The following is a 22118-nucleotide window of genomic DNA, read 5'->3' as shown; positions in this document are numbered from 1 at the left end:
CTTCGGCCATCCCTTCGTGGATGCACCGAAGGACGCCTCAAGGAAGATCACGCGTGGTCCGTGACCAATGGATGCATCACATTGGGGGTCCGTACGGGACCTATCTCGCCGCGGTGCTGGGCCTGGCCGCCCTCGCCACCGTGGCGGGGGAAATCACCCTTGCATTGGGATACCGAATCAACCGCCGGTACCTGAGGAAACTCTCCGAGGAGCTTGCCCGTTACCAAGAACTTTCCGATGAAGCGGAACGCGTGGGCGATCACGCCGCCTATCAAGCCGTCAATAAGGCAGGAAACGAAATCTGGGGGAAATTCTTCTTTTTCAAGATCGCCTTGTCCGCCGCGGCCTTGTGGCCTATTTTCTTCGCTTTGGCATGGCTACAAAAGCACTACGGCGACCTGGACCTTCCGGTCCCCCGCACCGCCTTGAGCCTCAATTACGTGGTGGTCTTTCTCATGGCCTATGTGCTCGCCCGATTCATGTTTTCGCGCATTTCTCGAAAGCTGCCCTTCTTTCGCACCGTGCTTCGCATGGTGGATGCCGATGCCCATCATTCGGACACCGCGCCTCGCACCCAGGGGTAGAGTTCCGCAGTCAACCGTTCTTTCTTATTGTTCCACAGCTTGAGGCACGCTCTCCGGTGTTCCTTCATCTCTTCCACCATATAAGACAAAAGGAGCCGCTGTTCCTCCCTCAGGAGCCCTCGATCCAGGTCTTTTTGCAGCCGCGCCGCCATGGCGAGAACGGCAAAAGTGTAGAGACTGAGGGTGGTCACACGGCGAAGGATATATTCTTTGGCGCCGACCTTCTGCCCGTAGAGCGCCGGGAGAATCCATAAAGCGTAGCGGAGGTACCGCGCATTGCGTTTCGCCTGTCGTACCGCGCCCCGCAAATCTTTATCCGTCAGTGCAAAGTTCCACTCCATCGGGCGTGTGAGCTCCTTCCACAACGTGCGAAGCTTTCCCCACAGTCCCCCCGGAAGTTCCCCCAACTCCCTGGCCATGCGCCGAATGGCAAAAAGCGGCGGATAGATGGAATGGATTTCCGTGGTCCCTTCAAAAATGGTGGTCACGCGAAAATCGCGGAGCCGTTTTTCATAGGGCTGGGTCGTCAGGTAACCTGAACCGCCGGCCGTCTGGAGTGCCTCATAGAGAACGTCCCAGGCCCGCGTGGTGCCGAAGAGCTTCACATGGCTCGTTTCCATGGCCGTGTTGCGATAGGGATCCGCTTCCAGGAAGGTGGCCGTCAGCATGGTCATGGCATCGCAGGCGAAAGCATGGGCGCGACCCTTGACGATTTTTTCCTGGATGAGTTCGAACCGCTCGATGGGCACGCCGAACTGCACCCGCGTTCTCGCCCGACGGACCATGTCTTCCACGGACTGTTCCATCAGACCCGTGGAGGCCGCCCCCAAGCCCAACCGGCCATAGTTGAGAATCGTCATGGCAATCTTGAAGCCCTCGCCGGGTTTTCCCAGCAGATTCTCCCGGGGGACCTTCACCTCCTTGAACTGAATGGCCGCGGTGGAACTCGCCTTGAGGCCCATCTTGGGCATGTCGGCGCCGATTTTGACCCCATCCCAGTGCGTTTCCACAATGAAGGCTCCCATGTGTCCAGGGCGTTGCGGGTCAAGTTGGGCAAAAACGGTGAGGCCCCCCGCGTAGTTGGCGTTGGTGATGTAGGTCTTGCGCCCATTGAGGACGTAAACGCCTTCGCTTTCCAAAAAGACGGCTGTGGTTTGGATGTGCTTGGCGTCGGAGCCCACATGGGGTTCGGTGAGTGCATAGGAAAAGATCATATCGCCGGAAGCCGCCGGTGGAAGATATTTTTGTTTTTGCTCTTCCGTGCCGAACAGTTGGATGCCTTTGATCCCGATGGAGAGATGGGCGATGGACAGTAAAGCGACGGAAAGATCCCGCCGGGCCAGTTCACGGATGACCTCCAAGTACTCCCATAAGTTAAATCCCAATCCCCCGTATTCTTTGGCCACGGAGAAACCGAAAAGGCCTGCCTCCCCCATGCGGCGGATCATGTCGTCGGGAACCCGCCCGAGGGTTTCGATGTCCTGGGGAGGAAAATCCTTCAGGAGCGCCTCATAGGCCGAGACCACCCGCTCCACTTTGGCGGCATCCACATGGATAGGAAACTTCTCGAAAATGGATCCGTCCAAGACACCTCGGTACGCCGCTTCCAAAAAGCCCGATCGCTCCATGGTCTGTCTCCCCTATTTGCGGTCAGCCGCCGATCTTTCCGAGAGGGCCTCTTTGTCCACGAAGCGGAGCTGAGCGCCTGGATCGTTGACCCAGCCCACCCGACCATCTCGGAACAGGACATCCGAAAACCCATAGAACCACATGTTGCCGCGCACTCGAGAAGGCGTTCCTTGAACCGCGAGGACCTCATCGGCGGAAGAGCCGATGGTGAAAAAAGATGGGGCCACCCCCCCGGTCTTGGCGAGATATTCCGGAGACGGGAGAAGACGGATTTTGAGGTTTCCGAAAGAATTGTCGAAGTCCACAACCCGGTCTTCAAAGAAGCGCACCGAACTGAAGCCGTAATGCCAGACAGGCCCTCGAACCCCTGTCGGCGTTCCCTGGACACGCACCACATCGTCCTTGGTGGAGCCCAAGGTAAAAAAGTCGCCGGGGGGACCGCCGGTGCCGGACTTTTCGGAGGGTCTTAAAACCACGCGCAGCCGCCCGTCGAAATTGTCGTAGCCCACCACCCGCCCATCCTGAAAACGCACCTCCGAGAGGCCGTAGACCCATCGACCGCCGCTCCGTCGGTCCGGAGGACCTTGGACCCGGAGCACATCCCTTTCGGAACTGCCGAGGGTGAACCTCTCCACGGGCAGAGCGGGCGGGGCCATTCTTAATCGACCACCTCCGGAGGCCTCGAGGTCATGGATGGCAGGAGTCCGAGGAAAAGACAACACTTCCTCCACCCGCGCAGGAAGACCCGAAGCTTCGGGGAACGCCTGCCTCGGTATCGCGCCACCTTTGGGAGCACCTGCGCTGATAGGAACGGATGCCTTCTGCCCCCTCTGGTCGGTGGCCCAAAAAGCCCAGAGCGCGACGAGGGCCACAACGGCGCCGGCGGCGGCCCATTTCCCGAGCGATCTGAAGGGATTCGCCGGCAGGTTCCCGGCCGCCCGTGGTTTTCTCGTCCTCCGAGGCTGCGCGTCGTCCACCGGCGCTGTCGAGGGCTCTTTTTTTGGGACGGCCGTGTCTTTCTCAGCCCGGCCGGGCATCGGGCGAATGAGGATGCGTCGGTAAGCCTCCTGAAGATCCTTGAACTTTTCTTCCGCACGGAGGCGGGCCCATTCGGGCCCGTCAGTGTAACGGTCAGGGTGCCATTTCTTGGCCAATTCCCGATAAGCGCGCTTCACATCTTCCGGGGACGCTCCAGGTTGAAGCCCCAAAAGGTGATAGTCATCGGGTGTGGCGGTTTCGGTGATGGGCATGGACACAGGCTCGCTTGTGGATGGATTCGGCCGCAGAAAAAATCCAGCACTCAGAGAATAGCTTTTCCGGTTTTTTGGTTCAAGACTTTGCCTCGACTCTCCGATAAGCTAAGAGGAATCCCATGGGGTGAAGGGACAGCCTGTTGCTAGGAGAAAAGTTCATGGAGCGAGAAAAAAGCCCGCATATCAAACCGGTGGACGAAATCCTCCAAATGGCGGAAAAGCTGCCGCCCTTTCCCGACGTCGTACAGAAGGTCATGCCCTTGCTTGAACGGATGGCTCCGGTGGAAGACATCGAAGCGGTCATTCGCTATGATCAGGTCATCGCCGCCAAGGTCCTGGCCCTAGCCCGATCCCCCCACTACGCGCGCAGCCAGCCCGCACGGTCTCTCAAAGAAGCCATTATTTCTTTGGGACAGCGGGCCCTAGTGGAAATCATCCTGGCTGCGTGTTCCGCCCGATTCCAGGACAACGCCGTCCATGGCTACGACCTCCGGGAGGGCGAATTGTGGGAACACGCCGTGGGAACCGCCATTATGGCGGATCGGATCGCGGAAAAAATCGGCAGCTCGGAGCGGCTCACCGCCTATACCGCCGGTTTGCTTCATGATATCGGGAAAACCGTCCTCAATCATTATGTGGATGACTACCTCGATCGCATCATCGAGGGTATCAAAACGCGAAAGCAGTCCTTCCTTGAAGCAGAACGAGATATTTTGGGCATTGATCACCAGGAGCTGGGGGGACTCATCGCCCGACGGTGGAATTTTCCGAGTGGTGTCGTGGCCGCCATTGCCCATCACCATAGTCCGCAGGAGGCCGAAGAAAACCGCCAAGTGGCCTCCGTCGTCTATGCCGCTAACCGGATGGTGGCCGCCATGGGCATTGGCGCCGGAGTGGACGGATTCCTCAACCCCAACCAAGACCACGTGTTTGCCACCCTGGAATTGGACGCCCGCTCCATTGAACGCCTTATGGCCGACGTCTTCGTGGCCTTGGATGAAACCAAGAAGTTCTTGGCCGGCTGAGAAAACACCGCCGGGGGGAAGGGGGATACCGGACCTCCTCGTCGAGAGATGACACGCCGGTGCGGTCTCTTCCCAGGAAAGGAGCCGTCGCCGAAAGAGCCCCTTTGGGCCCTTCTCAGACGGCTCGGGAGCCTCGCCATAGTGGTGGATTGCTTTACTGACACCGGCGGTCAAAACAGCCCACATTCATCCAGACTTGGAACCAGGGATTCCATGAAGGCGCCCGATGGGGCCGAGGGCCCCTCCACGCCAAAGGTTTCAACGTGGTCTTCCTCGGTTGTTTTTGCTAAGGTGTTCCCGAAGGGTGGGCATTCGGGCCGGGGTGACGTCGCCGCCCCGAGCCCAGATCTCGCCGAAAGCCTCTGGGAATTCCGCGCCTCCGCGGTGAGTTTTTCCAATGCTTTTCGCCGAGGGGGCACGCACCACCGTCTGATCGGGGGACACCATGCTCATTTTGACCCGCAAGGTGGGAGAAGCCATCCGCATCGGGGATGATATTCAAGTGGTCATCACTGCCGCGGATCAAAACAAAGTGAAAGTCGGCATCAAAAGCCCCCGCCACGTGCCTGTCTTTCGCGAGGAACTCTATCAGAAAATCCAGGAAGAAAATCGGCGGGCGGCCGCCATACAGGCCGAGGATGTGGACGAGCTGCTGAGTCGTCTGCCCTCACGAACGCCCTGAACGCCCAGGGCCGTTCCGGACTCATGGGGGACATCGCGCGCGGGAGAAAAGAACATGGTGCGGAAACGGAAGCTCCACAAGAGACTTGGCAAGGGGCGGGCCACGGCCTCTGAACGGCGCCGAGATTCTCAAGAGCTTCCGCTTCCACATGGAGCCGGGAGAGCGGACGAGCTCTCCAACAATTGAAAACAAGGAAGACATAGCACGGACATGAAAATCGAAACCCGCCGATTCGGCATCCTGGACTTGGACGAAAGCACCTTTATCCATTTCCCGTGGGGAATCCCCGGCTTTGAATCGCTCAAGCGGTATGTGCTTTTGGAACATCGCCAGGGACCGTTCAAGTGGCTTCAGGCCGTGGACCATCCAGATGTGGCCTTTCTTGTGTCGCCACCGGATGTCTTCGGCATCCAGTACAGAGTCCCCGAAAGCCGGGCGTCGGTGCTCCAGCTGCAGGATTCGAACGACCTGGCTATCCTCGTTCTGATCTCCGTCGATCGGACCACTCGGGCGGTACGCCCCCATGTGCGGGCTCCTTTGCTCTTGAATGCCGCTAATCGCCAAGCCTACCAATGGGTGCTCGAGGGCTCGGAAAGAAAGAACGCCATCGAAGCCATCACGCCCGAAAAGTGCACAAAGGAAGAAGATGCAGGAGAGGAGGCATAAAAAGCCTCCCGACGCCTGAAGGACACGAAACCGGAAGGCTCGGTTCCGCCGCTCAGGGCGCGTCACCCCAGACCGGCGATTTTTCCGTATTGTGTCACAGCGGATTGTTTTTTCCTGAGATCCGCCAACTGGGTTGTCACGCGTTCTGCGGCCGCAGCGAGTTCCTCCACACATGCGGTATAGCCGCTCGTCAGGTTGTTGAAAATTTCGCGAAGCTGCTCCCTTTCCCCCTGACGCAGGCTCGCCGGATCCAAAGAACGCGCCAAGGTCGTCATCTCGGAGAAGTATCGCTCACAGCGCCGAACGGCCAAATCGATCGCCGCCGCCTCGCCGTCTCGACCTGCAAGGTCCTGCAGATCCTGCACACCTCGGTGAAGCTCCTCCATCGCCTCAAGCACGGATTGCAACGGTGCTGCCGAAGCCACGGCGTGCTCCTTCATCTCTCGTGAGCTTCCCCGCCTCAGGCGGTGATGGACTGCGCCCATGAGGCCATCCCTTCGGCCCCACCGGTCATGAGCTCGCCCCGATCATACTTCCTTTTCACTTCTTGCCAGGCCTCGCGAAGCTCTTCCAGAATACGGATCAAATCGCCGTAGATCTCGGGACTTTTCATGGAATTGATGCCGATGAGCTCCCGGAGGAGGTAATTGTAAATCCGAGAAAGGTTGACGGCGATCTCCCCGCCGCGCTCGAAATCAAGCCCCACCAGCAATTCCGTGATCACGTCCTGCCCATGGCGGATGCGCTCATAGGCGGCATCCATGCGGTGGGAGACATGGTGTTCTTTGGCCTGCTGCAGATCGCGAATGGTCGCATCGTAGCACATCAGGACAAGACTTGCGATATCCGCGGTCTCCACGTTTGTTCTGCGGTAGGCATGCTGCGCCCTGCTCATGTTCACTGTCATGGATCCTCACCTCCACGTCCCTTTTACCATCACGCACAACCGGCCACCTGCACCCACGCCTCGCGAAGATTTGCGGTCATGGTCAGCATCTGGGTCAGGGTCTCCTGAGCGTCCGTGTCTCGCAGTCCGATAAGCTCTCGAAGCATGTAGTTGTACAGGCGTCCCAGGTTGACGGCGATTTCCCCGCCCCGCTCGTAGTCCAAGCCCAAAAGGAGCTCGGTGACAAGATCTTGCGCGTGGCGAAGCCGATCCATCAGAAGGTTCTCGTCTCCGGCGGCATGGGCCGATTTCGCCTCCTGAAGATCTCGCAGAAGAGCATCGTAGCACCTCACAATGAGATTCAAAAAATCGGCGTTGGGCACGTCATGGGTTTGACTCATGGGTTGGGCGCACGCGGTCATTTTTTCCTCCTAGCTGCAAATTTTTCCCTAAGAATTCGTCGCAGGAAGGCTGGCAAAGAGCTGGGAAAGGCTCGACAGTTGGCTGTTCATGGTGTTCATGGCCTTTTCCATGGCTAAAAACTGGGCCTTGAGACGCTCCATGTCCGCATCGATGCGATCGTTTTGGGCCTGGATCCGGTCATCCAACGTGTCGATTTCTTCCTGGATACTCTTTTTCTTCGTGGTGACGGTGCCATCCACGGTATTCGTCAGCCCGTCGAGGACCGTGTGCAAGCTTTGGGCCGTTTCATTGAACTTGGCCACCGTGCCGGAAAAATCTTGGGACAGGGCCGTCTTGAACTTCTCGGCGTCGAAATCCAGCGTGCCTTCTTTAGAAAAAGTGATGCCATAACCAAAAAGTTCCTGGCTGAGGACGCTCTGCTGCAGGCCGCTTTTCATGGAGCGAAGTTGGACATCGCCGAAAAGCACGCCCCCGGCCGCTTGATCCCCGGTCTTGTAGGTCAACTGCTGGTTGACGTACTCCATGAGGCTATTGTAGGCGTCCACAAAGGTTTGGACCTTTTGGGTAATCCCTTCCTCGTCCCTGGCGATGTTCAGTGTGACGGTGGCGGCCGTATCCTCGCCGCGCAACTGAAGGGTGACCCCCGGGATCGCATCGCTGATCGTGTTGGAAGAACGGGTCACGGAAATCCCGTCGATGCTCAACACCGCATCTTCCCCGGCCTGAAGGGTGGAAAAGTAATCCCCCGGGGCATCGGTGAACGCCATGCCCGCCGCCCCCTCGTGATCGCTTGTGAGAATCAGCCTGGAGTCGGCATCCGCGACTTTAAGGATGGTGGCCGTGACGCCGGTGGCCCCGGTACCGCTGTTGAGGCTGTTGATCTCGTCTCGAACCTCACGGAGGCTTTTACCGTCCAGAGTGACCTCCTGTCCTTCGATGGTGATCGTTCCGGTCCATCCGGTCGGGTCGGTGTCCGAGGCGACCGAAGTGGACTGAAGCTTTTCGGCCTTGGCTAGGTTGATGACTTGAATGTCATAGCGACCCGCGGCCGCGCCGGATCCCACCGTCACCGAAAAAAGTCTTTCCGGATCAACACTGCCGGAGGATGTCAGGGAGCTGGTATAGACATCGAAGTCAGTGGGATATTTCATCTTTTGCACCGCGGAGAGGACATCCGACAGTTTGGTAGACACCGTGTTCCAGGCGGAAAGGAGGTCCTCCTGTTTCTTTTGCTGGTTTTCCAATGGCTTGATGAACTGGTTCTGCTCGACCTGGCGAAGCTTTTCCAGCACGCTTTGCCAATCGAAGCCGCTTCCCACGCCGCTGAGACTGATTCCCATGGGCGCACCTCTCTTCTTGAGAATTTCACTGCGGGCCCTTCATTGCCTTACATTATGTATATCGGCAAAAAAAGAACCTCACTTGACATATTTTCATTTGGATTCCAGTGGGATAGATAGAAAAAGCACGTCGTGTCCCGTGACGTCCCGCGGATTTCGATGAACAAGGGGCGGTCCCTTTCGGAACCGCCCCTCTTCGGACTGGTAGCGCGTGTGAAAATCCCGTCGGGCTAGCCCAACAGCTGCAGAATCTGCTGCGGTGCGGCGTTGGCCTGGGCCAGCATGGCCATACCGGATTGTTGCAAAATCTGGGCTTTGGTGAACTGGGTCACTTCAAAAGCCATGTCGGCATCGCGAATGGCCGATTCGGAAGCCGAATAGTTCTCGATCATGATGTTCAAGTTATCCATGGTGTGCTGCAGCCGGTTCTGGTAGGCTCCGATTTGGGCCATGTAGGTGTTGATGCTGGAAATCGCCAGATCCAGCGCATCCATGGCCCCCTGCGCAGCACCCTGGGTCCCAATACTGATGGTACTTACACCCAAGGCCTGGGTCGACACGCCTGACAACGTCACCTCTAACTTATCGTGGCCTGTATTCATGGTTCCGATCTGGAAAGTGAAAGAGGCGGCAGTTGATCCCGTGCTGTAGACCAAAGTCACCCCGTTGTACTGCGAGGTCTGGGCGATCCGGTCTAGTTCGGCCTGGAGTTGGGCAAATTCCGTATTCAACAATTCCCTGTTGTCATTTGTGATTTGTCCGCCGGCGGCTTGAGTGGCCAGATCTTTCATTCGAACGAGGATGTTGTACATTTCATGGTACGCCCCGTCGGCCACCTGCAACATTGAGTTGGACTCGGTGGCATTTTGGTACGCCACCCGCAAGGATGAAATCCTCGCCTTAAAGGTGTTGGCCACGGCATACCCGGCGGCGTCATCCGCCGCCTTGTTGATCCGATAGCCTGTGGACAACCGCTCCAGCGAATTCTGCAAATTCCGGTTGTTAATGGTCAGATTCCGCTGGACATTCAATGAAGCGATGTTGGTGTTGATGCGAAGTGCCATGGGAAATCCTCCTTGATTTTCTTTGATTTGACATCCCTGTCGGAATCAGGTCTACCAGCCCCTTTTCCGCTTTCATTTTCAGTATCGGCAGGATTTCCCGAGGGCTTTAGCTTTTTGTGGGGCGCAATATGCCGTGCTTGAGAAGCCAGTCCACATGGATATACGCCGTTTCTCGGGAAACCGACAAACACTGCTGGACCGTCGAAACGATTTCTCCCAGCCGCCGCCCCCCGGAAAAATCCAGCCCTCGAATCAAGCCGAGGACGTCTTGGCACACCATCGGCGCACTCTCCCCGTAAATGACGGGCATAAACCCCTCCGCCAACCTCTCCCGTCCATAGGGGCCGACCGTCAGCCATGTCTCCTCATGCAACCCATGGGATGGGTAATGACCGAAAATGCTTTCGAACCTCGGTGTCAGCACGGGCAACGACGGTTCCTTCGCCGAATCCCTCGTCCTGTCCATGCGGGCCTCCCGGGCGAGCTCCTCCCAGAGTCCGGTATATTCGGCGATGATCCTAGGCCATCGGTATCGTTGGGCTTCGCGCCGCGCCGCCTCTCCCATGGACCGTCGCATCTCGGGGCGGGTCACCAGCACGGTCAAGGCGTCCAAGAAGCTTTCCATATCAAAAGCAACCTTTTGAGCCCGGTGGTACCGAAGCACGGACACGTCCAAAATGCCCGCCAGGCTCTCCCACGGCTCGGCTTCCGGCGAGGCGTACGTGGGAATCAAGAATCCCGAAACGCCCGGCCGGACAAGATCCCGGTAGCCGTTAAAGGCCGACGCGATCACCGGCAACCCGAAGCTCATGGCTTCCAGGATCGTCAGCCCGAAGGTTTCTTGAAAATTGTCCACAAGGGAACAAAAGACATCCGATGCGGCATAGAAGAGATTTTTTTTCTCCGAGGTGAGGTTGGCCTCCACCGTGACCTCGGAACTCAGGCCGACGCAACGGCACAGCTCGCTCACCAACCGCACGTCTTCTCTTTTGCCTGCGCCGGCAAGGACAAAACGACAGGGAACAGCGCGCCCCTCCCGGCGAAATTTCTTTAAGAACCACGCCGCCCCCTCGAGAAAAGGGCTGAGGTCCATTTTTCCTCGAACGGAAAACCGCCCCACATACAACACAATGACGTCATCCACGTTCCACCCCAACCGACGGCGCGCCGCCTCCCTGGGCACAGGCGGATCGGGCGGGTCCGGGATCCCCAGCGGAATGCGCACCAACCGAGGCGGCTCTGGAAGATCGGCATGAAACGCCTCCTTGAAGCGTTCTCGAAGATCCTCAAAGGTTCGGCGGAGCATCGTTTCAGCACACAGGCTTGTACAGACGACGGCATCGTAGGGTTTTGGACGTGCAATCAAGAGGTTCAGGCACTTGGAATAGATGCTCAGGGTATCCAGAGAGTGGGTCACCCCGGTGGCCGCAAAGGGAAGAACCCCTGCAGCCCGATTTCTCCATTCCATGACATAGGGCATATAAAAAGTAAAATCCCCGTGGTGCATCACATCCACGGGTTCCCGCCGCAGATGCTCCCAGGCCAGAGCCTGCGGGACGGCGCAGGGCTGTACCGACGTCCCGAGCCCCCTCGTCAGGGTGCTGAGAAACCGCCCCATGTGCTCCGTCTGCACCGTATCCTGACAAAAGAAACGACAGGACGTGAACCGCCCGTAGCGCAAAAAGGCTTCAAGAAACTGCCTGTTGGCCACGGGCATGCCCATTTTGTCCTGCCAAAAAGCATCGCCGATGAGAAACGGATCAAAGCTCGCCCAGTGCATCCGCCATGCCCCTCGAAGCGTCACTCCGGTTCGCCGACGCGAGCACGAAGAATTTCACAGGCTTTCAGTATAGGAGGATCATCCACTCCATTGCGGACCAAGGTCTCGAAGAGCTCTAAGGCCTTCTTTTCCGAACCCATTTGCCAATAGAGATTGGCCAGCTTGACAGCCGCGCCCACATTGTAAGGATCCTCCGCCAGCACCTTCTGGAAAGCTTTCACGGCCTGCGAAAGCTGACCTTCCCGCTTCAGGAGGGTCCCGTACTGAATCCATCCCGCAAGCGACAACGGATAACCGCTCCAGTCTCGGTGAAAAGCCCGTGAGGCCAAGGACCACTCTTCATTGTCCACAGCCAGCGTCCCGACGCATTCCCAGGCCTTCCCGCGCATGGCCTCGTCGGGCAGAGAGGCGACAAGGTGCGCACAGGCTTCCATGCCCCCGAGAAAATATAAGCTGTAGGCTTGATGCCCTCGGAGGATCGAAAGGTCCACATGCGGCCAAGGAAGTCGGGTCACCGTCTGGCGGGTGAGATCGACACGACGAAAGTAACCCAGCGCGTCCTTATGGCGGCTCATCCGCTGGGCCAGCCGCCCCATTCGAAAAAGCACATACGGGTGGAGGTCCGGAAACGCCTCAACCTGCAAAAGGTAGCGCCGGCTTTGATGAGGCCTGTTCTGATCGAGATGCGTTTCCGCACAAAACAGCATGGCATCCCAGATAAAAGGGTCCAACGCTTTTTGGATATCTTCATGGCCGGCTAATCTTTTCCTTTTCATTCCGTCCAGGCATTTTTCCATGGACTTCAGGGCGTGCTCAAAATATCCGAGAATGTGATAGGAAGTTGCGCGATAATAGTGCATCGTTTCATCTTCCAGACTTCCCTGAGCATCGTCCTCCATTTTTTCGATGAGACGCAAGTTCCGCCGAATCTTTTTCTTGAGTGTGCACGCGTTGGTGTATCCATGATGTTCGATCACGATATCGGTATGGCACAAAGGAAGCCCAAGAGCCTCGAGCGTGTGATCCAGTCTTTCGTGGACAACCCCTTTAAACCTGACTTCCGGAACATTTGGAGCGCAGCGGATCTGGAGGAGGGAAACAAACGGCTTTCCGTTTCGAATGTCTTGCAGCACGAACATGTAGGCTCTTTTGCCATCGAAGCTCGACTTAAGCTGGATTATTTTTTTGACATTCTCATCGTCCACACGATCGTCAGCATCCAGCCAGAGAAAGTAACGCCCCCGGGCTCTCGCCAGAGAGGCGTTTCGAGCGGCGGAAAAATCATCCTGCCACGGATAATCGGCTACGACATCGGCATAGCGTTCGGCCACGGCCCGTGTGCCGTCCGCGGATCCGGTGTCCACCACGACGATTTCATCGGCAAAGAGCCTGAAATTGCGAAGCGCCGCCTCCAACTGATGGGCTTCATTACGCACAATCATGCACACAGAAAGATCCGGACGATTCATGGGTTTCCTCAGGGTTGGAAAATTTGCGAGCCGCCCACGCGCGCACCAGGGCCGCCGTGTGTCGCCCCGCCGTATCACGATCAAAGCTTTGCTTGTATCTTCGGTATACAGCGAGAGCTTCTCTTGGACGCCCGCTGCGAAAGTAGGCATAGGCGAGAGGGGGTGCCACATCTTCCATGGGCATGCCCAGTGTGGAAGCCTGCTCCAAACAGGTTGCCGCCTGCGCAAAGGCCCCGCAGTGAAGAAGGCTCAGGCCCTCATGGGCCAGAGCCTCAGGCGTTTTCCCGAAAGTCTGATGGTACTTACGGAAAAACTGAGCCGCCAAGGCTTCCTGGCCCGCATCCCGGGCGGCCACGGCCAATGCCCCCAGTAAAGCCTCCTCCTTGTAAAAATGCTCTTGAGTCAAAGCGGTCCGTCGTTGCAAAACGGGCAGGCGCCCGAACTGGTAAGCCCGCCATAAATGGGGGAAAGCTTCCTTGTGGCGCCTTTGCCCCACAAGACTCAACCCGAGATAGAGGTGGGCCGTGTTCTGGTGGGGAATTGTCGCCAAAGATCGTCGTGCGTAATGCTCCACCAGCGCATAATCCTTGCTCTCGTAGGCATCGAGGCAAAGAAGGTTAAGAATCATACACTTGATGACTTCTGTCGGAGGCTGCAGGGCGTACGCGGTTTTGAGCGCCCGCCGGGCTTCGTCCCGGTCACCAAGATCATAGAGGGTAGAGCCCACGCGATAATGGGCCACGGGGTCTTTCGGATTTTCTGCCAGTTGCCTTTGAAGGCTTTCCAGATTTCTCAGAAGTTTCCTGCGCAGATCCTCTTGGGATATGGCGTAGCCGTAATGGTTGATGATAAAAGGAGCCGAGATGATTTTTCGGCCGAAACGTATAAGCCAAGTGTCCACCACCTCGTGGGCTCTTCCCTCAAAACGGATGCCCGGCAGTTTTCGAAACAATCGAACCGCATAATGGACATCGAACGAACCATCCTGATGAAAGTTCCGAATTGGAACCGAAAAAGCGTCGGTATCGGTTTTTTCGCAGATAGTCTTCAGACAAACATCTTTTTGGGGAATAATCAATTCCTCGTCGGCGTCCAAGAATAATACCCAGGAGCCTTGAACCAGGGACAACGCATAATTCCTGGCCTCCGAGAAATCCCCCGTCCAGGAAAAGAAAGAGAGCTTCGCGCCGTAACGACGGGCCACATCGAGGGTCCCGTCCGAGGATCCCGTGTCGACGACCACGAGTTCATCCACATGAGCGGAAACGCTTGCAAGGCACCGAGGGAGGTGTTTTTCCTCGTTTTTTACGATCATGCAAAGAGAAATGCACATATCTTCGACCTCGATGAAAGAAACGCTCCGGGTCGGATGCGCTGAACATTGATCGCACCGCCGCCGTCTGTCCATTCCATCTTCCACGGCTGAAGAACGGGTGCGGCGAAGCACCCGGTTCATGAGATTCCATGAGGGGCGCCCGCAGCGCCATCAGTCGATGCTTTGCAGGATCCAGGCCATTCGCTGATCCATGGTGTGATCCCTTAAAACCCTTCGATAGCCGGCTTCCGCGACAGCCCGCCGTTCGTCGGCTCGATGCATGAAGTGACGGACGGTTTTTCTCAGTTCGCCGACATCCCGATAGACGATCACCTCACGGCCCACATGAAAAAGATGGGCGATGTCGGAAGAGTTTTCGGCCAGCACAAAGCCTCTGCATGCCAAAATGTCAAAAACGCGCATGGTCACAATGTCGTTCTGGTAGGCTCGCGCCACATCCAAGTTGACCCAAGACGCATTGTAGATTTTTGTGAGCTCCAAGCCATGCCCGGCCGGCCCTTGATAGACGGAAGCCGGACAGACCTCGGCCCATCCCGCGTCCCCCCAGATTTTGAAGCCGTACGGCATTTGCAGGATCTCCTGAACGATACGACGACGATGTGCCGAAGCCGACTCCTCGGCCGCACACACGCCGAGATCCACAAGCCGTCCGTCTGGTCCCGGAACCACCAGGGAATGCTTTTCAGCGTCCAGGGGACTGAGCCCATGGATATGACACGTTTTTTCAAAAAGGCGGCGGAGAACCCGAGCTTGGACTACCATGGAACTCCCCACGAAGGATAGGGGAGCTCCATAGCGCGCTTCGTCGTCGGGTGACAGCCTCAAGGGATGACGCCGCCTGGGGTTGGTCGCCAAAGGAAGGTATTCGACCTTCTTGTAGCCGGATGCGCGGTAGTGAGCGATGCGGGCCTTTCGGTAGGTGAAGATTTTTGTCCATGGAGCGTCCACGTGTCGGGGTTTGAGTCGTTCCACGGTGGGATCGATTTCCCAGGCCACATAGGTCACACCCAGTTCTTCACACAAGGACGCCAAACCCGGCATAAAATTGATGCTCAGAACGGCTTGGGGATCGACTGTTTTGATTTCGCGCCGGCTCTCTTCCAGAGAAATCCTTTGTGGATCCCACAGCCGCACGCCGCATCCCAAATGTTCCAGAGCGTCGATGACATCGTCGACGAAAAGACCGCCTGAGGCGACAAGGATTCGGCGTCCGGCGGATCCATGCCTTCTGAGACGGGCCACATTCCGATGATAGATCTTTCCGAGCCATGGGTGGTGAAACATAGCATAAGACGCGATGCCGGGCCACCGGCCGAGGATATCCGCCCCAAGGAGCAGGGTCAGCCTTTCGCTCAGCACCTCCCGGCTGAAATCATGGAGCGACAGAGCGCACCGCAACAGCCACGGATCCTGTTCGTAGGCGGCAATCCGAACACCCGCGGGAATTTTCGTCATTAAGGCGGCCAGCTCGTAACCGAGTCCAACGCCCAGGCACAAAACCTCGCCGGCTGCATGATAAGAGAAACCATCCACAGCGTTGACGGCGTCTTCCCTGGGATTTTCAGGAGACTGGATGGGAGCGCCGTCACGTGTCCACCGAGCCGTCAGATCCCCTGAGGGTGCCTGAAACAGCTCCACGTGATCGTTCTGGACGGCTTCGCACAGCCTTCGGGCCAAGGAGGGATTGCGGAAAGCCAAGGCCTTCAGGTTTCGATGGAGAGGCCCCGCATCCATAAGCACACGGACGTCCTTCCGGCCCGGGGAGATTTTCGATCCCTAGTGTGCCGCCGAAAGATCCAAGGGTGATGGGACGTCCAACGCCGGGGCGCCGTCCTCTTGCTGGATCTGCCGCAGGGCTTCTGCAGCTTGGCTGTGGGACGGGTCAAGCTCTAGGGCCGTCCGAAACATTTCCGCCGCTTCAGTATTCCGGCCAAGATTCTGCTCCAAAAGTCCAAGGCCAAAGTAAGCCTCCGCCATACCGTCGGAAATTTTCAACGCCCGCCCATAAGCCTCGATGGCCCCCTGATGATCCCCCAGGGAAGCCAACCTCTTCGCCGTTTCCACATACACTTGGGCCACTTCTTCGGAAAGGCCGTCCGGTCGCCAAGGCGTCGCCGAGGCGTGGACAAAGCGTCGGTAGTCGGACCAGGCCTCGTCGTCATTTCCATGACGGCTGAGATAGATCTCCAACAGGTCCACCGCCGTCTCCCACTGGCCCGCATCCCCCAAGGCACGGGCACTGTTGAGAAGGATTTCCCCATCCAAGGGATCCAAATCCAGGGCCCTCTGGAAGCAATCCAAAGCCGACGCCGTATCGCCATCCTGCCACGCAACCACACCCAGATTGTTCAGGGCCTTGGCGTTGGACGGGTCTTTTTCATGAGCCAATTCAAAACACACCCGGGCCCTGTCAAACCTTTGTCGGGCAAACTCCTCTTCCCCGATCCTTAAAAGCACCGTGCTTTCTGAACCGTTTTCACAAACTCCATTCGAACCCCCAAGTGCGTTCGCGGGGGGCATCCTCAGGAGATCTGGCTGCTGAACCAGAAGCTGACAGAGCCTTTCCTTGTTGTCACTCTCCCACGGGTTGCGCTCCGTATAAGCCGTGACGATGTCTCTGGCGTCTTCATAACGGCCGATGGCGACAAAGATCTTTACGGCCGCTTCAATGACCCGGGCATCGTCTGGATCCAGCATCAGCGCTTTCTCGAGGTTCTCAAGAGCTTCTCTGTGCTTTCCTGATTTCCACAAGACCATGCTTAAGCGGGTTAAAATCTCAGTATCATAAGGAAATTCCTGTAGAGCTTTCTGCAAAAGCGCTTCTGCTTCTCTCCATCGCCGCTCATCGGTGTATTTTTTTAAAAGCTCGTCGTTAAATCGATTGGCCGAATCCTTTTCCCACATGAAAAACCCTCCTTTTTTACACGTTCTCAACAGGGAACCGCATGTGACAAAGAGAGAGCAATATCGATGCCAGAATTTGCCGTCACCGGCCGTTATATGACACACCACGCGCTCAGGCGTCGCCGGCATGTTTGATTAACCGTGATAAAGGGCTGGGGTGTCCTTAGACTCTGGTTTGCTCCACTGAAGATTCCCGGTTCGCCTCTTATTGTGGTGCCGCCACTTCTGCATAGGCGTGCACTCCACTCTAACGTGAGTGGTCACCGTGGAGAAAGAGACCGAGCTCAGCGGATTCCGGCACATCCCCATGGGACAAAGCCAGGCCGCGCCCATGCGTCAATGGCGCTGGAACCTGGCAATAGGTTGGTTGTCAATGTGGTGGATCCTTTGAACCATCAGGTCCACTATCCCCGCCCAATTATAATGTCGATGGACGTATGCAGCCGCCTTCTTGGCCTTTTCCTGGGCTTCTCCATAGTTGTGGTAAATCGACCAGAGAACTCGCTGCAGATCCTTTAAATTCGGCTCGAGAACCCACCCGGCGCCCGTAGCAAACTGGACCGACTGCGCGGTGAAGGTCCGCCGGGTCGCCTTGATTCTGTTTGTCATCTCGGGCAGGCAGAAATCATCGGTCGCTCCGCCTTCCGTGACAACGACGGGCACACCACAGGCCATGGCCTCCAAGACCGGCATGGCAAATCCTTCCCCGCGATAGGGGTGGACTAAGCAGTGGCAGGCTCTGAGCAATCCGCCCATGGCTCGATCGTCCAAATCATCCGTGATATAGAGAATTTCAGGTGCCTGAGGATCTCTTTGAATCTCTTCAATTTGAGCGATAGCCCCCTGTCCTTTATAGAAGGAGTTTTGACCGAAGTCCTTTATCACAAGGACCACATCGTCCGAGTGTTTGAACACGCGGCGATAGGCAGCAAGCAATATATCAATCCCTTTACGCCAAATCGTTCCACCCACAAACAAAAATCTGAAGCTCTTTTCAGTGGCTAAGGGCAGCGGCATGACCTGGGGGTTAAAGACCAAAGGGTTTATGCCGTTAGGGATGATGCGGATTCGCTCGGCGGGAACGCCGCTGGACACATAGGTTTTCCACACATGTTTGCTGTATACCCATATTTCGTCCACAAAAGCGCTCATGGGTTCCACCCATTCGCGCGGCAATCGACCGTATTCCCAAGGTTGAATCATGATCCAGTGGCCCAGCTCGGGAGGAGAAAAATTCGGGGGCCATTCATGCCTGATATGAACACACGGAGTCATGCGCCTGGATCGATGAAAGCGTCGAGAAAGGTTTTGGAGGCTTATATCATTCTTCAGTAAGAGAGGAAGCAAATTTTTAGGGTGAATGCACAGATCCACATCGTCTCGATCCTTGAGGAGGGAGCAGATCTCTCTGTTGATATTGGCCAGAGAGCTGTAAACGAGCTGAGGCCCTTCCCAGATCACCTGCACACGAGCAGGGTCCTTAAGGACATGCCGGTCAATTTTGGTGACACTAGGCCGACTCTTGAGCTCATGCGTTATCGCTTCCAAACGATCCAGCGCCTTTTCGGCGGCCGCCCGCCAATTCCAGTGGAGGACCACGTCTTCGCGGGCCCTCGAACCTTTGAGTCGAGCCTCATGAGGATGATCATAGACTTGACGCACACAGGCCTTGAGGCTTTCCAATGACGGAGCAGCCCAACAATGACCCCGATAAAAGTTGATTTCCATTTGGTCTCCGACTTCTTCAAGCCCCACAATGTCCACCAGGTAGGAATTGCCAGAATTCATGAAAGTTAAATTGCCTCCCCAACGGGTCCCAATAACCGGTAGACCGCAAGCCATGGCCTCCATGTACGGCCGACCCCAGCCTTCACCTCGCGATGGGAGCACGAAAGCATCCGCCGATGCGTACAAGTGAGGCATCTCTTTCGCTGGAATCTGGTTTCCCAGGACGATGATAGGGGCGACGTCCTTGGTGGAAATACCCATCTCTTGGTGAAGAAAAAGATTAATTCTATGCAGGATTTCTCGCTGGGCATTCTCAGAGTCGAGCGTGTTGATGGGATAAGTTCTCAAAAGAAGACACACATCATCCCTCGGAGAAAACGCCTCCGCCCAAGCTTTCAGCAAGAGGTCCCACCCTTTCCGGTACGTCCACTCAAAGACGGACAGAAAGGCAAAACCACGCCGCCCAGGAATGGAAAGTGGCTTGAGGCCGGGTCTGAAAAACTCACAGTCAACACCTTGAGGAACGGTATGAATGGGAACCCGCACGCCGCTTCGCCGAAAGGATTCCACATTAAAGGCTGTGGGAACCCAAATTTCGTCCATTCTGTTGCATGCCTCGACCCATTGGGAAGGGATACGGTCCGTCTCAAAGATCGTTCTTCCGATGTTGTACAGGGCCTTCTGGTCGCGGACAAAAGCATAAGCCGGCAGGTTGATGACACTGATGTAGTCCTCGGCTGGAGGTCCGTTTCCCAACCTTCCGAAAAGTTCCCGATCCTCACCACTCATACCTGTTAGAAATTCCAAGGAGAACCGTCCGACGTGGCCGACACGAATTGGCCACGATTTGTGAAGCATCTTGATGAAATGGCGCGCTTCGTCACCGTAGCCGCTCGGATCATAAATCGGCGCTTTCCAGAAGACCGTAGGTCGCCATCTAGACAAAACCGCCACAGTCTCCTCCATCCTAGGGCTTGTGCAGATCGGCATTTTCAGGACATGATCCACGACAATTTGGACTTGAACCAATCGGCCGATCGCGTGAGGCTCCATTGAGTCACCACATGATGCCGAGCAGCTCGCCCGATCCTTTGCGCCTCGGTCCTGTGTTCAAAAACCCACCGCATCAATTCAGCCGTGTGGGAGACCGAAGGCTCAGCCAAACGCTGGTCGGCGGTGTAGTAGACACTTTCCGAAGACAACCGCTCGTCAACGGGAAGCAATGCTTCGAGGTCAATCAATAGGCTGTTCTCATCGTTCATGTAGTCAAGATGCCCTCCCCATCGTGTCGCTATGACGGGCAGTTCCATACTCATCGCTTGCATGAGGGGAAGACCGAAGCCTTCACCGCGGGACGGCAACACAAACGCATCTGCTGCAGCATAAAGCGAAGGCATGAATCGTTCCGGAATGAACGTGTCGAGCAATATAATGGGAGGCGATTTCTTCAGATCAAAATCTAGGCTTTCGACGTAACGTCGAATTCTCTCCTTAAGGGGCGGTTGGCGCATGCCGTAAGGATAAGCTCTTAGAATAAGACATACATCCTCATGCGGTGAGAATGCAGACAAGAATGCACGCAGAAGAACATCCCACCCTTTGCGATAAGTCCATTGGAATACGGAGAGGAACGCGAACCCACGGCGATTCTTAATGGACAGCGGGGCCACACGACGAGGATCATACAGAAGAGGATCAATGCCGGTGGGGAATACATCAATACTGCCCAGATCGACACCCCCACGTGCAAAAGTTTCCTTATTGAAGGTGCTGGGCACCCAGATTTCGTTCATGCCGTTGCACGCTTCCGCCCATCCCTGAGGCAGGCTGTCCGTTTCAAAGGTCGCGAGACCCACATAGCACGAAAAACCCGGGTTTGCTTTGCGCCAATGTGCAAAAACATCTGTCCCGTCTTGTAAGGTCGGGACAGCAAAACATAAATACGCTCCTTGACCGACCGGCTCGTCCATGAGCTTCCGCCATTCGGCAACTTCCGAGGCGGGCAGCTGGCGGACAAAGAGCTTGTCGTGCGCGGTCGATTGGACAGCCAAGGGTATCTTTGTTTGTTTCAAAGCCGTGACGATCCTTCGAGCGTGGGATGCGTGTCCAGAGAAGTTCAAGATCTGACTTTGCCACTTTATGCCTCGAATGATCCTGATGGGTGGGGGGGCGCACTTGCTCTTTTCTTCCGTGGAGCAAGGAAAAGTTGTAAGAGCGCCCATTTCCCGCTTGGAAGTCCAGTCCAGAAGCTGCTGCTCCCACTTCCGATAGAATATTTGAAAACTTCTGTCCTGTATCCCACGGAGGGCATCCGGGCCCGGAGAAGATTTACTTTCGAAATGAATCACCACACTCTTCGGACAATAAATCACTTTCCTTCCCCGGGATCGAACCTTGAGGTTTAGGTCAACATCTTCAAAGTACATATAATACGACTCATCAAAGCCCCCTACCGCCTCAAAAAGATTCCTGCCGATCACGAGACAGGCCCCCGTGACCGCGTCCACCTCCCCCTCCCGGTTGACTTCAGGAGCCGTCGAAGGATACCCACGCCACAAATGAGTAGGCCATAGGACACGGCGGCCGCTCACCTCAGTCCAGATAAAGGACATTCCCGCATGCTGGACGGTTTGATCAGGATAGAGCAATTTGGCGCCAACAATCCCGGCACAGGGTGTACTCCGGTAAGCGTCGACAAGCGCCTCAAGCCAACCGGGGAGGACCACGGTGTCGTTGTTCAAAAAAACCAGGAGCTCACCCCGGGCGATTTTGGCTCCCTCATTGCAAGCTCTGCCAAACCCATAATTGCAATCCAGAGGCACTGCCCTAAGGAAACCGAAGCGTTTCTTCGCTTCGTCCAGAAAAACTTCCGTGCCGTCAGTGGATGCATTGTTGACAACAACAACTTCGAAAGTCACCGCACTCGAAGCGCACCGTGCAATGGACCTCAAGCACTTGTCCGTGTAAATCCACTGATTGTACACGGGGATCACTATCGAGCAGAGAGGAAGCTCCGGCTCTGTAACTTGAAGCGTGCCCCCACGAACCACGGCGTCCGTGCATCGTGATAAAGTCAATCCAGCCACATCTGGGCTTGAGGATGGCGTCCTTCGCACTAAAGGACCAGGGCCGATCACGTCAAGAGAACGGTTTGAAAACAAACCATTGGAGTCTTTCCCCACAAGACAATCACTTTGTAGTAGTTTCGGTCTTAGCCCAGGGCATGGGAGGCTCTGAAGTCCTTCATTGCTTTTGCTGTTCATAGTCGAAAACACCATCCTTATCTTGAAACAATGAGCTTGGAGCCATAGCCTGGAATCTGAACTTATGAATATAGGTAAACATTTTT

General features: G+C 56.3%; 18 protein-coding genes. 4 read left to right on the top strand and 14 right to left on the bottom strand.

Annotation, left to right across the window (positions count from 1 at the left end; all coding sequences use genetic code 11):
• The first annotated feature begins 53 nt into the window (after positions 1-53).
• On the top strand, positions 54-584 hold the full coding sequence (locus tag ACZ5K9_RS10325) for a hypothetical protein (RefSeq protein ID WP_464271252.1): 531 nt from the start codon (positions 54-56) through the stop codon (positions 582-584).
• Here the strand turns inward: ACZ5K9_RS10325 and ACZ5K9_RS10320 are convergent.
• Positions 551-2212, bottom strand: a complete 1662-nt coding sequence (locus tag ACZ5K9_RS10320; protein WP_464271251.1) for an acyl-CoA dehydrogenase family protein — start codon at positions 2210-2212, stop codon at positions 551-553. The genes ACZ5K9_RS10325 and ACZ5K9_RS10320 overlap by 34 nt on opposite strands.
• 12 nt (positions 2213-2224) lie before the next feature.
• Entirely contained in the window at positions 2225-3463 is a 1239-nt protein-coding gene (locus tag ACZ5K9_RS10315; RefSeq protein WP_464271250.1) for a J domain-containing protein, read from the bottom strand.
• A gap of 161 nt (positions 3464-3624) precedes the next feature.
• On the opposite strand from ACZ5K9_RS10315, the gene ACZ5K9_RS10310 reads away from it, so the two are divergent.
• The 3 genes from ACZ5K9_RS10310 (at position 3625) to fliW (ending at position 5839) form a co-directional block, all read left to right on the top strand.
• On the top strand, positions 3625-4491 hold the full coding sequence (locus ACZ5K9_RS10310; RefSeq protein ID WP_464271249.1) for an HDOD domain-containing protein: 867 nt from the start codon (positions 3625-3627) through the stop codon (positions 4489-4491).
• 445 nt (positions 4492-4936) lie between these two features.
• Positions 4937-5173: a carbon storage regulator CsrA gene (gene csrA / locus ACZ5K9_RS10305; protein ID WP_464271248.1), complete on the top strand. Its 237-nt coding sequence runs from the start codon at positions 4937-4939 to the stop codon at positions 5171-5173.
• A 210-nt stretch (positions 5174-5383) separates the two neighbouring features.
• Positions 5384-5839: a flagellar assembly protein FliW gene (gene fliW, locus ACZ5K9_RS10300; protein WP_464271247.1), complete on the top strand. Its 456-nt coding sequence runs from the start codon at positions 5384-5386 to the stop codon at positions 5837-5839.
• Positions 5840-5901: 62 nt separating this feature from the next.
• Here the strand turns inward: fliW and ACZ5K9_RS10295 are convergent, their stop codons facing one another.
• The 12 genes from ACZ5K9_RS10295 to ACZ5K9_RS10240 form a co-directional block, all read right to left on the bottom strand.
• The gene (locus ACZ5K9_RS10295; protein ID WP_464271246.1) at positions 5902-6264 is read right to left on the bottom strand and encodes a hypothetical protein; all 363 of its coding nucleotides are present in this window, start codon (positions 6262-6264) and stop codon (positions 5902-5904) included.
• A 35-nt stretch (positions 6265-6299) separates the two neighbouring features.
• The gene (fliS, locus tag ACZ5K9_RS10290) at positions 6300-6746 is read right to left on the bottom strand and encodes a flagellar export chaperone FliS (RefSeq protein WP_464271245.1); all 447 of its coding nucleotides are present in this window, start codon (positions 6744-6746) and stop codon (positions 6300-6302) included.
• Between the two features lie 29 nt (positions 6747-6775).
• Positions 6776-7147 (bottom strand): flagellar export chaperone FliS, encoded by a 372-nt coding sequence (locus tag ACZ5K9_RS10285; RefSeq protein WP_464271244.1) that lies wholly within the window; start codon positions 7145-7147, stop codon positions 6776-6778.
• A 27-nt stretch (positions 7148-7174) separates the two neighbouring features.
• Entirely contained in the window at positions 7175-8488 is a 1314-nt protein-coding gene (gene fliD, locus ACZ5K9_RS10280) for a flagellar filament capping protein FliD (protein WP_464271243.1), read from the bottom strand.
• Positions 8489-8718: 230 nt separating this feature from the next.
• Positions 8719-9552 carry a flagellin N-terminal helical domain-containing protein gene (locus ACZ5K9_RS10275; protein WP_464271242.1) on the bottom strand — a complete coding sequence of 278 codons (834 nt, stop codon included), beginning with the start codon at positions 9550-9552 and terminating at the stop codon, positions 8719-8721.
• Between the two features lie 106 nt (positions 9553-9658).
• Positions 9659-11332: a glycosyltransferase family 4 protein gene (locus ACZ5K9_RS10270; RefSeq protein ID WP_464271241.1), complete on the bottom strand. Its 1674-nt coding sequence runs from the start codon at positions 11330-11332 to the stop codon at positions 9659-9661.
• 20 nt (positions 11333-11352) lie between these two features.
• The gene (locus ACZ5K9_RS10265; RefSeq protein ID WP_464271240.1) at positions 11353-12801 is read right to left on the bottom strand and encodes a glycosyltransferase; all 1449 of its coding nucleotides are present in this window, start codon (positions 12799-12801) and stop codon (positions 11353-11355) included.
• Positions 12761-14134 carry a tetratricopeptide repeat-containing glycosyltransferase family 2 protein gene (locus ACZ5K9_RS10260; RefSeq protein WP_464271239.1) on the bottom strand — a complete coding sequence of 458 codons (1374 nt, stop codon included), beginning with the start codon at positions 14132-14134 and terminating at the stop codon, positions 12761-12763. Before ACZ5K9_RS10260 ends, ACZ5K9_RS10265 begins: the two co-directional genes overlap by 41 nt.
• Before the next feature lie 153 nt (positions 14135-14287).
• Positions 14288-15871, bottom strand: coding sequence for a CgeB family protein (locus tag ACZ5K9_RS10255; RefSeq protein WP_464273960.1), 1584 nt, complete (start codon positions 15869-15871; stop codon positions 14288-14290).
• 42 nt (positions 15872-15913) lie between these two features.
• Positions 15914-17041: a tetratricopeptide repeat protein gene (locus tag ACZ5K9_RS10250; RefSeq protein ID WP_464271238.1), complete on the bottom strand. Its 1128-nt coding sequence runs from the start codon at positions 17039-17041 to the stop codon at positions 15914-15916.
• Positions 17042-17377: 336 nt separating this feature from the next.
• The gene (locus ACZ5K9_RS10245) at positions 17378-19714 is read right to left on the bottom strand and encodes a glycosyltransferase (protein ID WP_464271237.1); all 2337 of its coding nucleotides are present in this window, start codon (positions 19712-19714) and stop codon (positions 17378-17380) included.
• A 47-nt stretch (positions 19715-19761) separates the two neighbouring features.
• Complete coding sequence (locus tag ACZ5K9_RS10240) at positions 19762-22032, bottom strand: glycosyltransferase (protein ID WP_464271236.1); 2271 nt, start codon at positions 22030-22032, stop codon at positions 19762-19764.
• Positions 22033-22118 lie beyond the last annotated feature (86 nt).

Source organism: Desulfosoma profundi (assembly GCF_055387865.1).
Note: the sequence above shows the minus strand (reverse complement) of the source record. Positions and strands in the feature narration are given on the sequence as shown.

Bases quoted from the DNA above. Each gene is read 5' to 3' on its own strand.
- fliS (WP_464271245.1), bottom strand. From the start codon at position 6,746: ATGACAGTGAACATGAGCAGGGCGCAGCATGCCTACCGCAGAACAAAC.
- ACZ5K9_RS10320 (WP_464271251.1), bottom strand. From the start codon at position 2,212: ATGGAGCGATCGGGCTTTTTGGAAGCGGCGTACCGAGGTGTCTTGGAC.
- fliD (WP_464271243.1), bottom strand. From the start codon at position 8,488: ATGGGAATCAGTCTCAGCGGCGTGGGAAGCGGCTTCGATTGGCAAAGC.
- ACZ5K9_RS10265 (WP_464271240.1), bottom strand. From the start codon at position 12,801: ATGAATCGTCCGGATCTTTCTGTGTGCATGATTGTGCGTAATGAAGCC.
- ACZ5K9_RS10270 (WP_464271241.1), bottom strand. From the start codon at position 11,332: ATGCACTGGGCGAGCTTTGATCCGTTTCTCATCGGCGATGCTTTTTGG.
- ACZ5K9_RS10255 (WP_464273960.1), bottom strand. From the start codon at position 15,871: ATGGATGCGGGGCCTCTCCATCGAAACCTGAAGGCCTTGGCTTTCCGC.
- ACZ5K9_RS10275 (WP_464271242.1), bottom strand. From the start codon at position 9,552: ATGGCACTTCGCATCAACACCAACATCGCTTCATTGAATGTCCAGCGG.
- csrA (WP_464271248.1), top strand. From the start codon at position 4,937: ATGCTCATTTTGACCCGCAAGGTGGGAGAAGCCATCCGCATCGGGGAT.
- ACZ5K9_RS10240 (WP_464271236.1), bottom strand. From the start codon at position 22,032: ATGAACAGCAAAAGCAATGAAGGACTTCAGAGCCTCCCATGCCCTGGG.
- fliW (WP_464271247.1), top strand. From the start codon at position 5,384: ATGAAAATCGAAACCCGCCGATTCGGCATCCTGGACTTGGACGAAAGC.
- ACZ5K9_RS10285 (WP_464271244.1), bottom strand. From the start codon at position 7,147: ATGACCGCGTGCGCCCAACCCATGAGTCAAACCCATGACGTGCCCAAC.
- ACZ5K9_RS10250 (WP_464271238.1), bottom strand. From the start codon at position 17,041: ATGTGGGAAAAGGATTCGGCCAATCGATTTAACGACGAGCTTTTAAAA.
- ACZ5K9_RS10260 (WP_464271239.1), bottom strand. From the start codon at position 14,134: ATGTGCATTTCTCTTTGCATGATCGTAAAAAACGAGGAAAAACACCTC.
- ACZ5K9_RS10310 (WP_464271249.1), top strand. From the start codon at position 3,625: ATGGAGCGAGAAAAAAGCCCGCATATCAAACCGGTGGACGAAATCCTC.
- ACZ5K9_RS10315 (WP_464271250.1), bottom strand. From the start codon at position 3,463: ATGCCCATCACCGAAACCGCCACACCCGATGACTATCACCTTTTGGGG.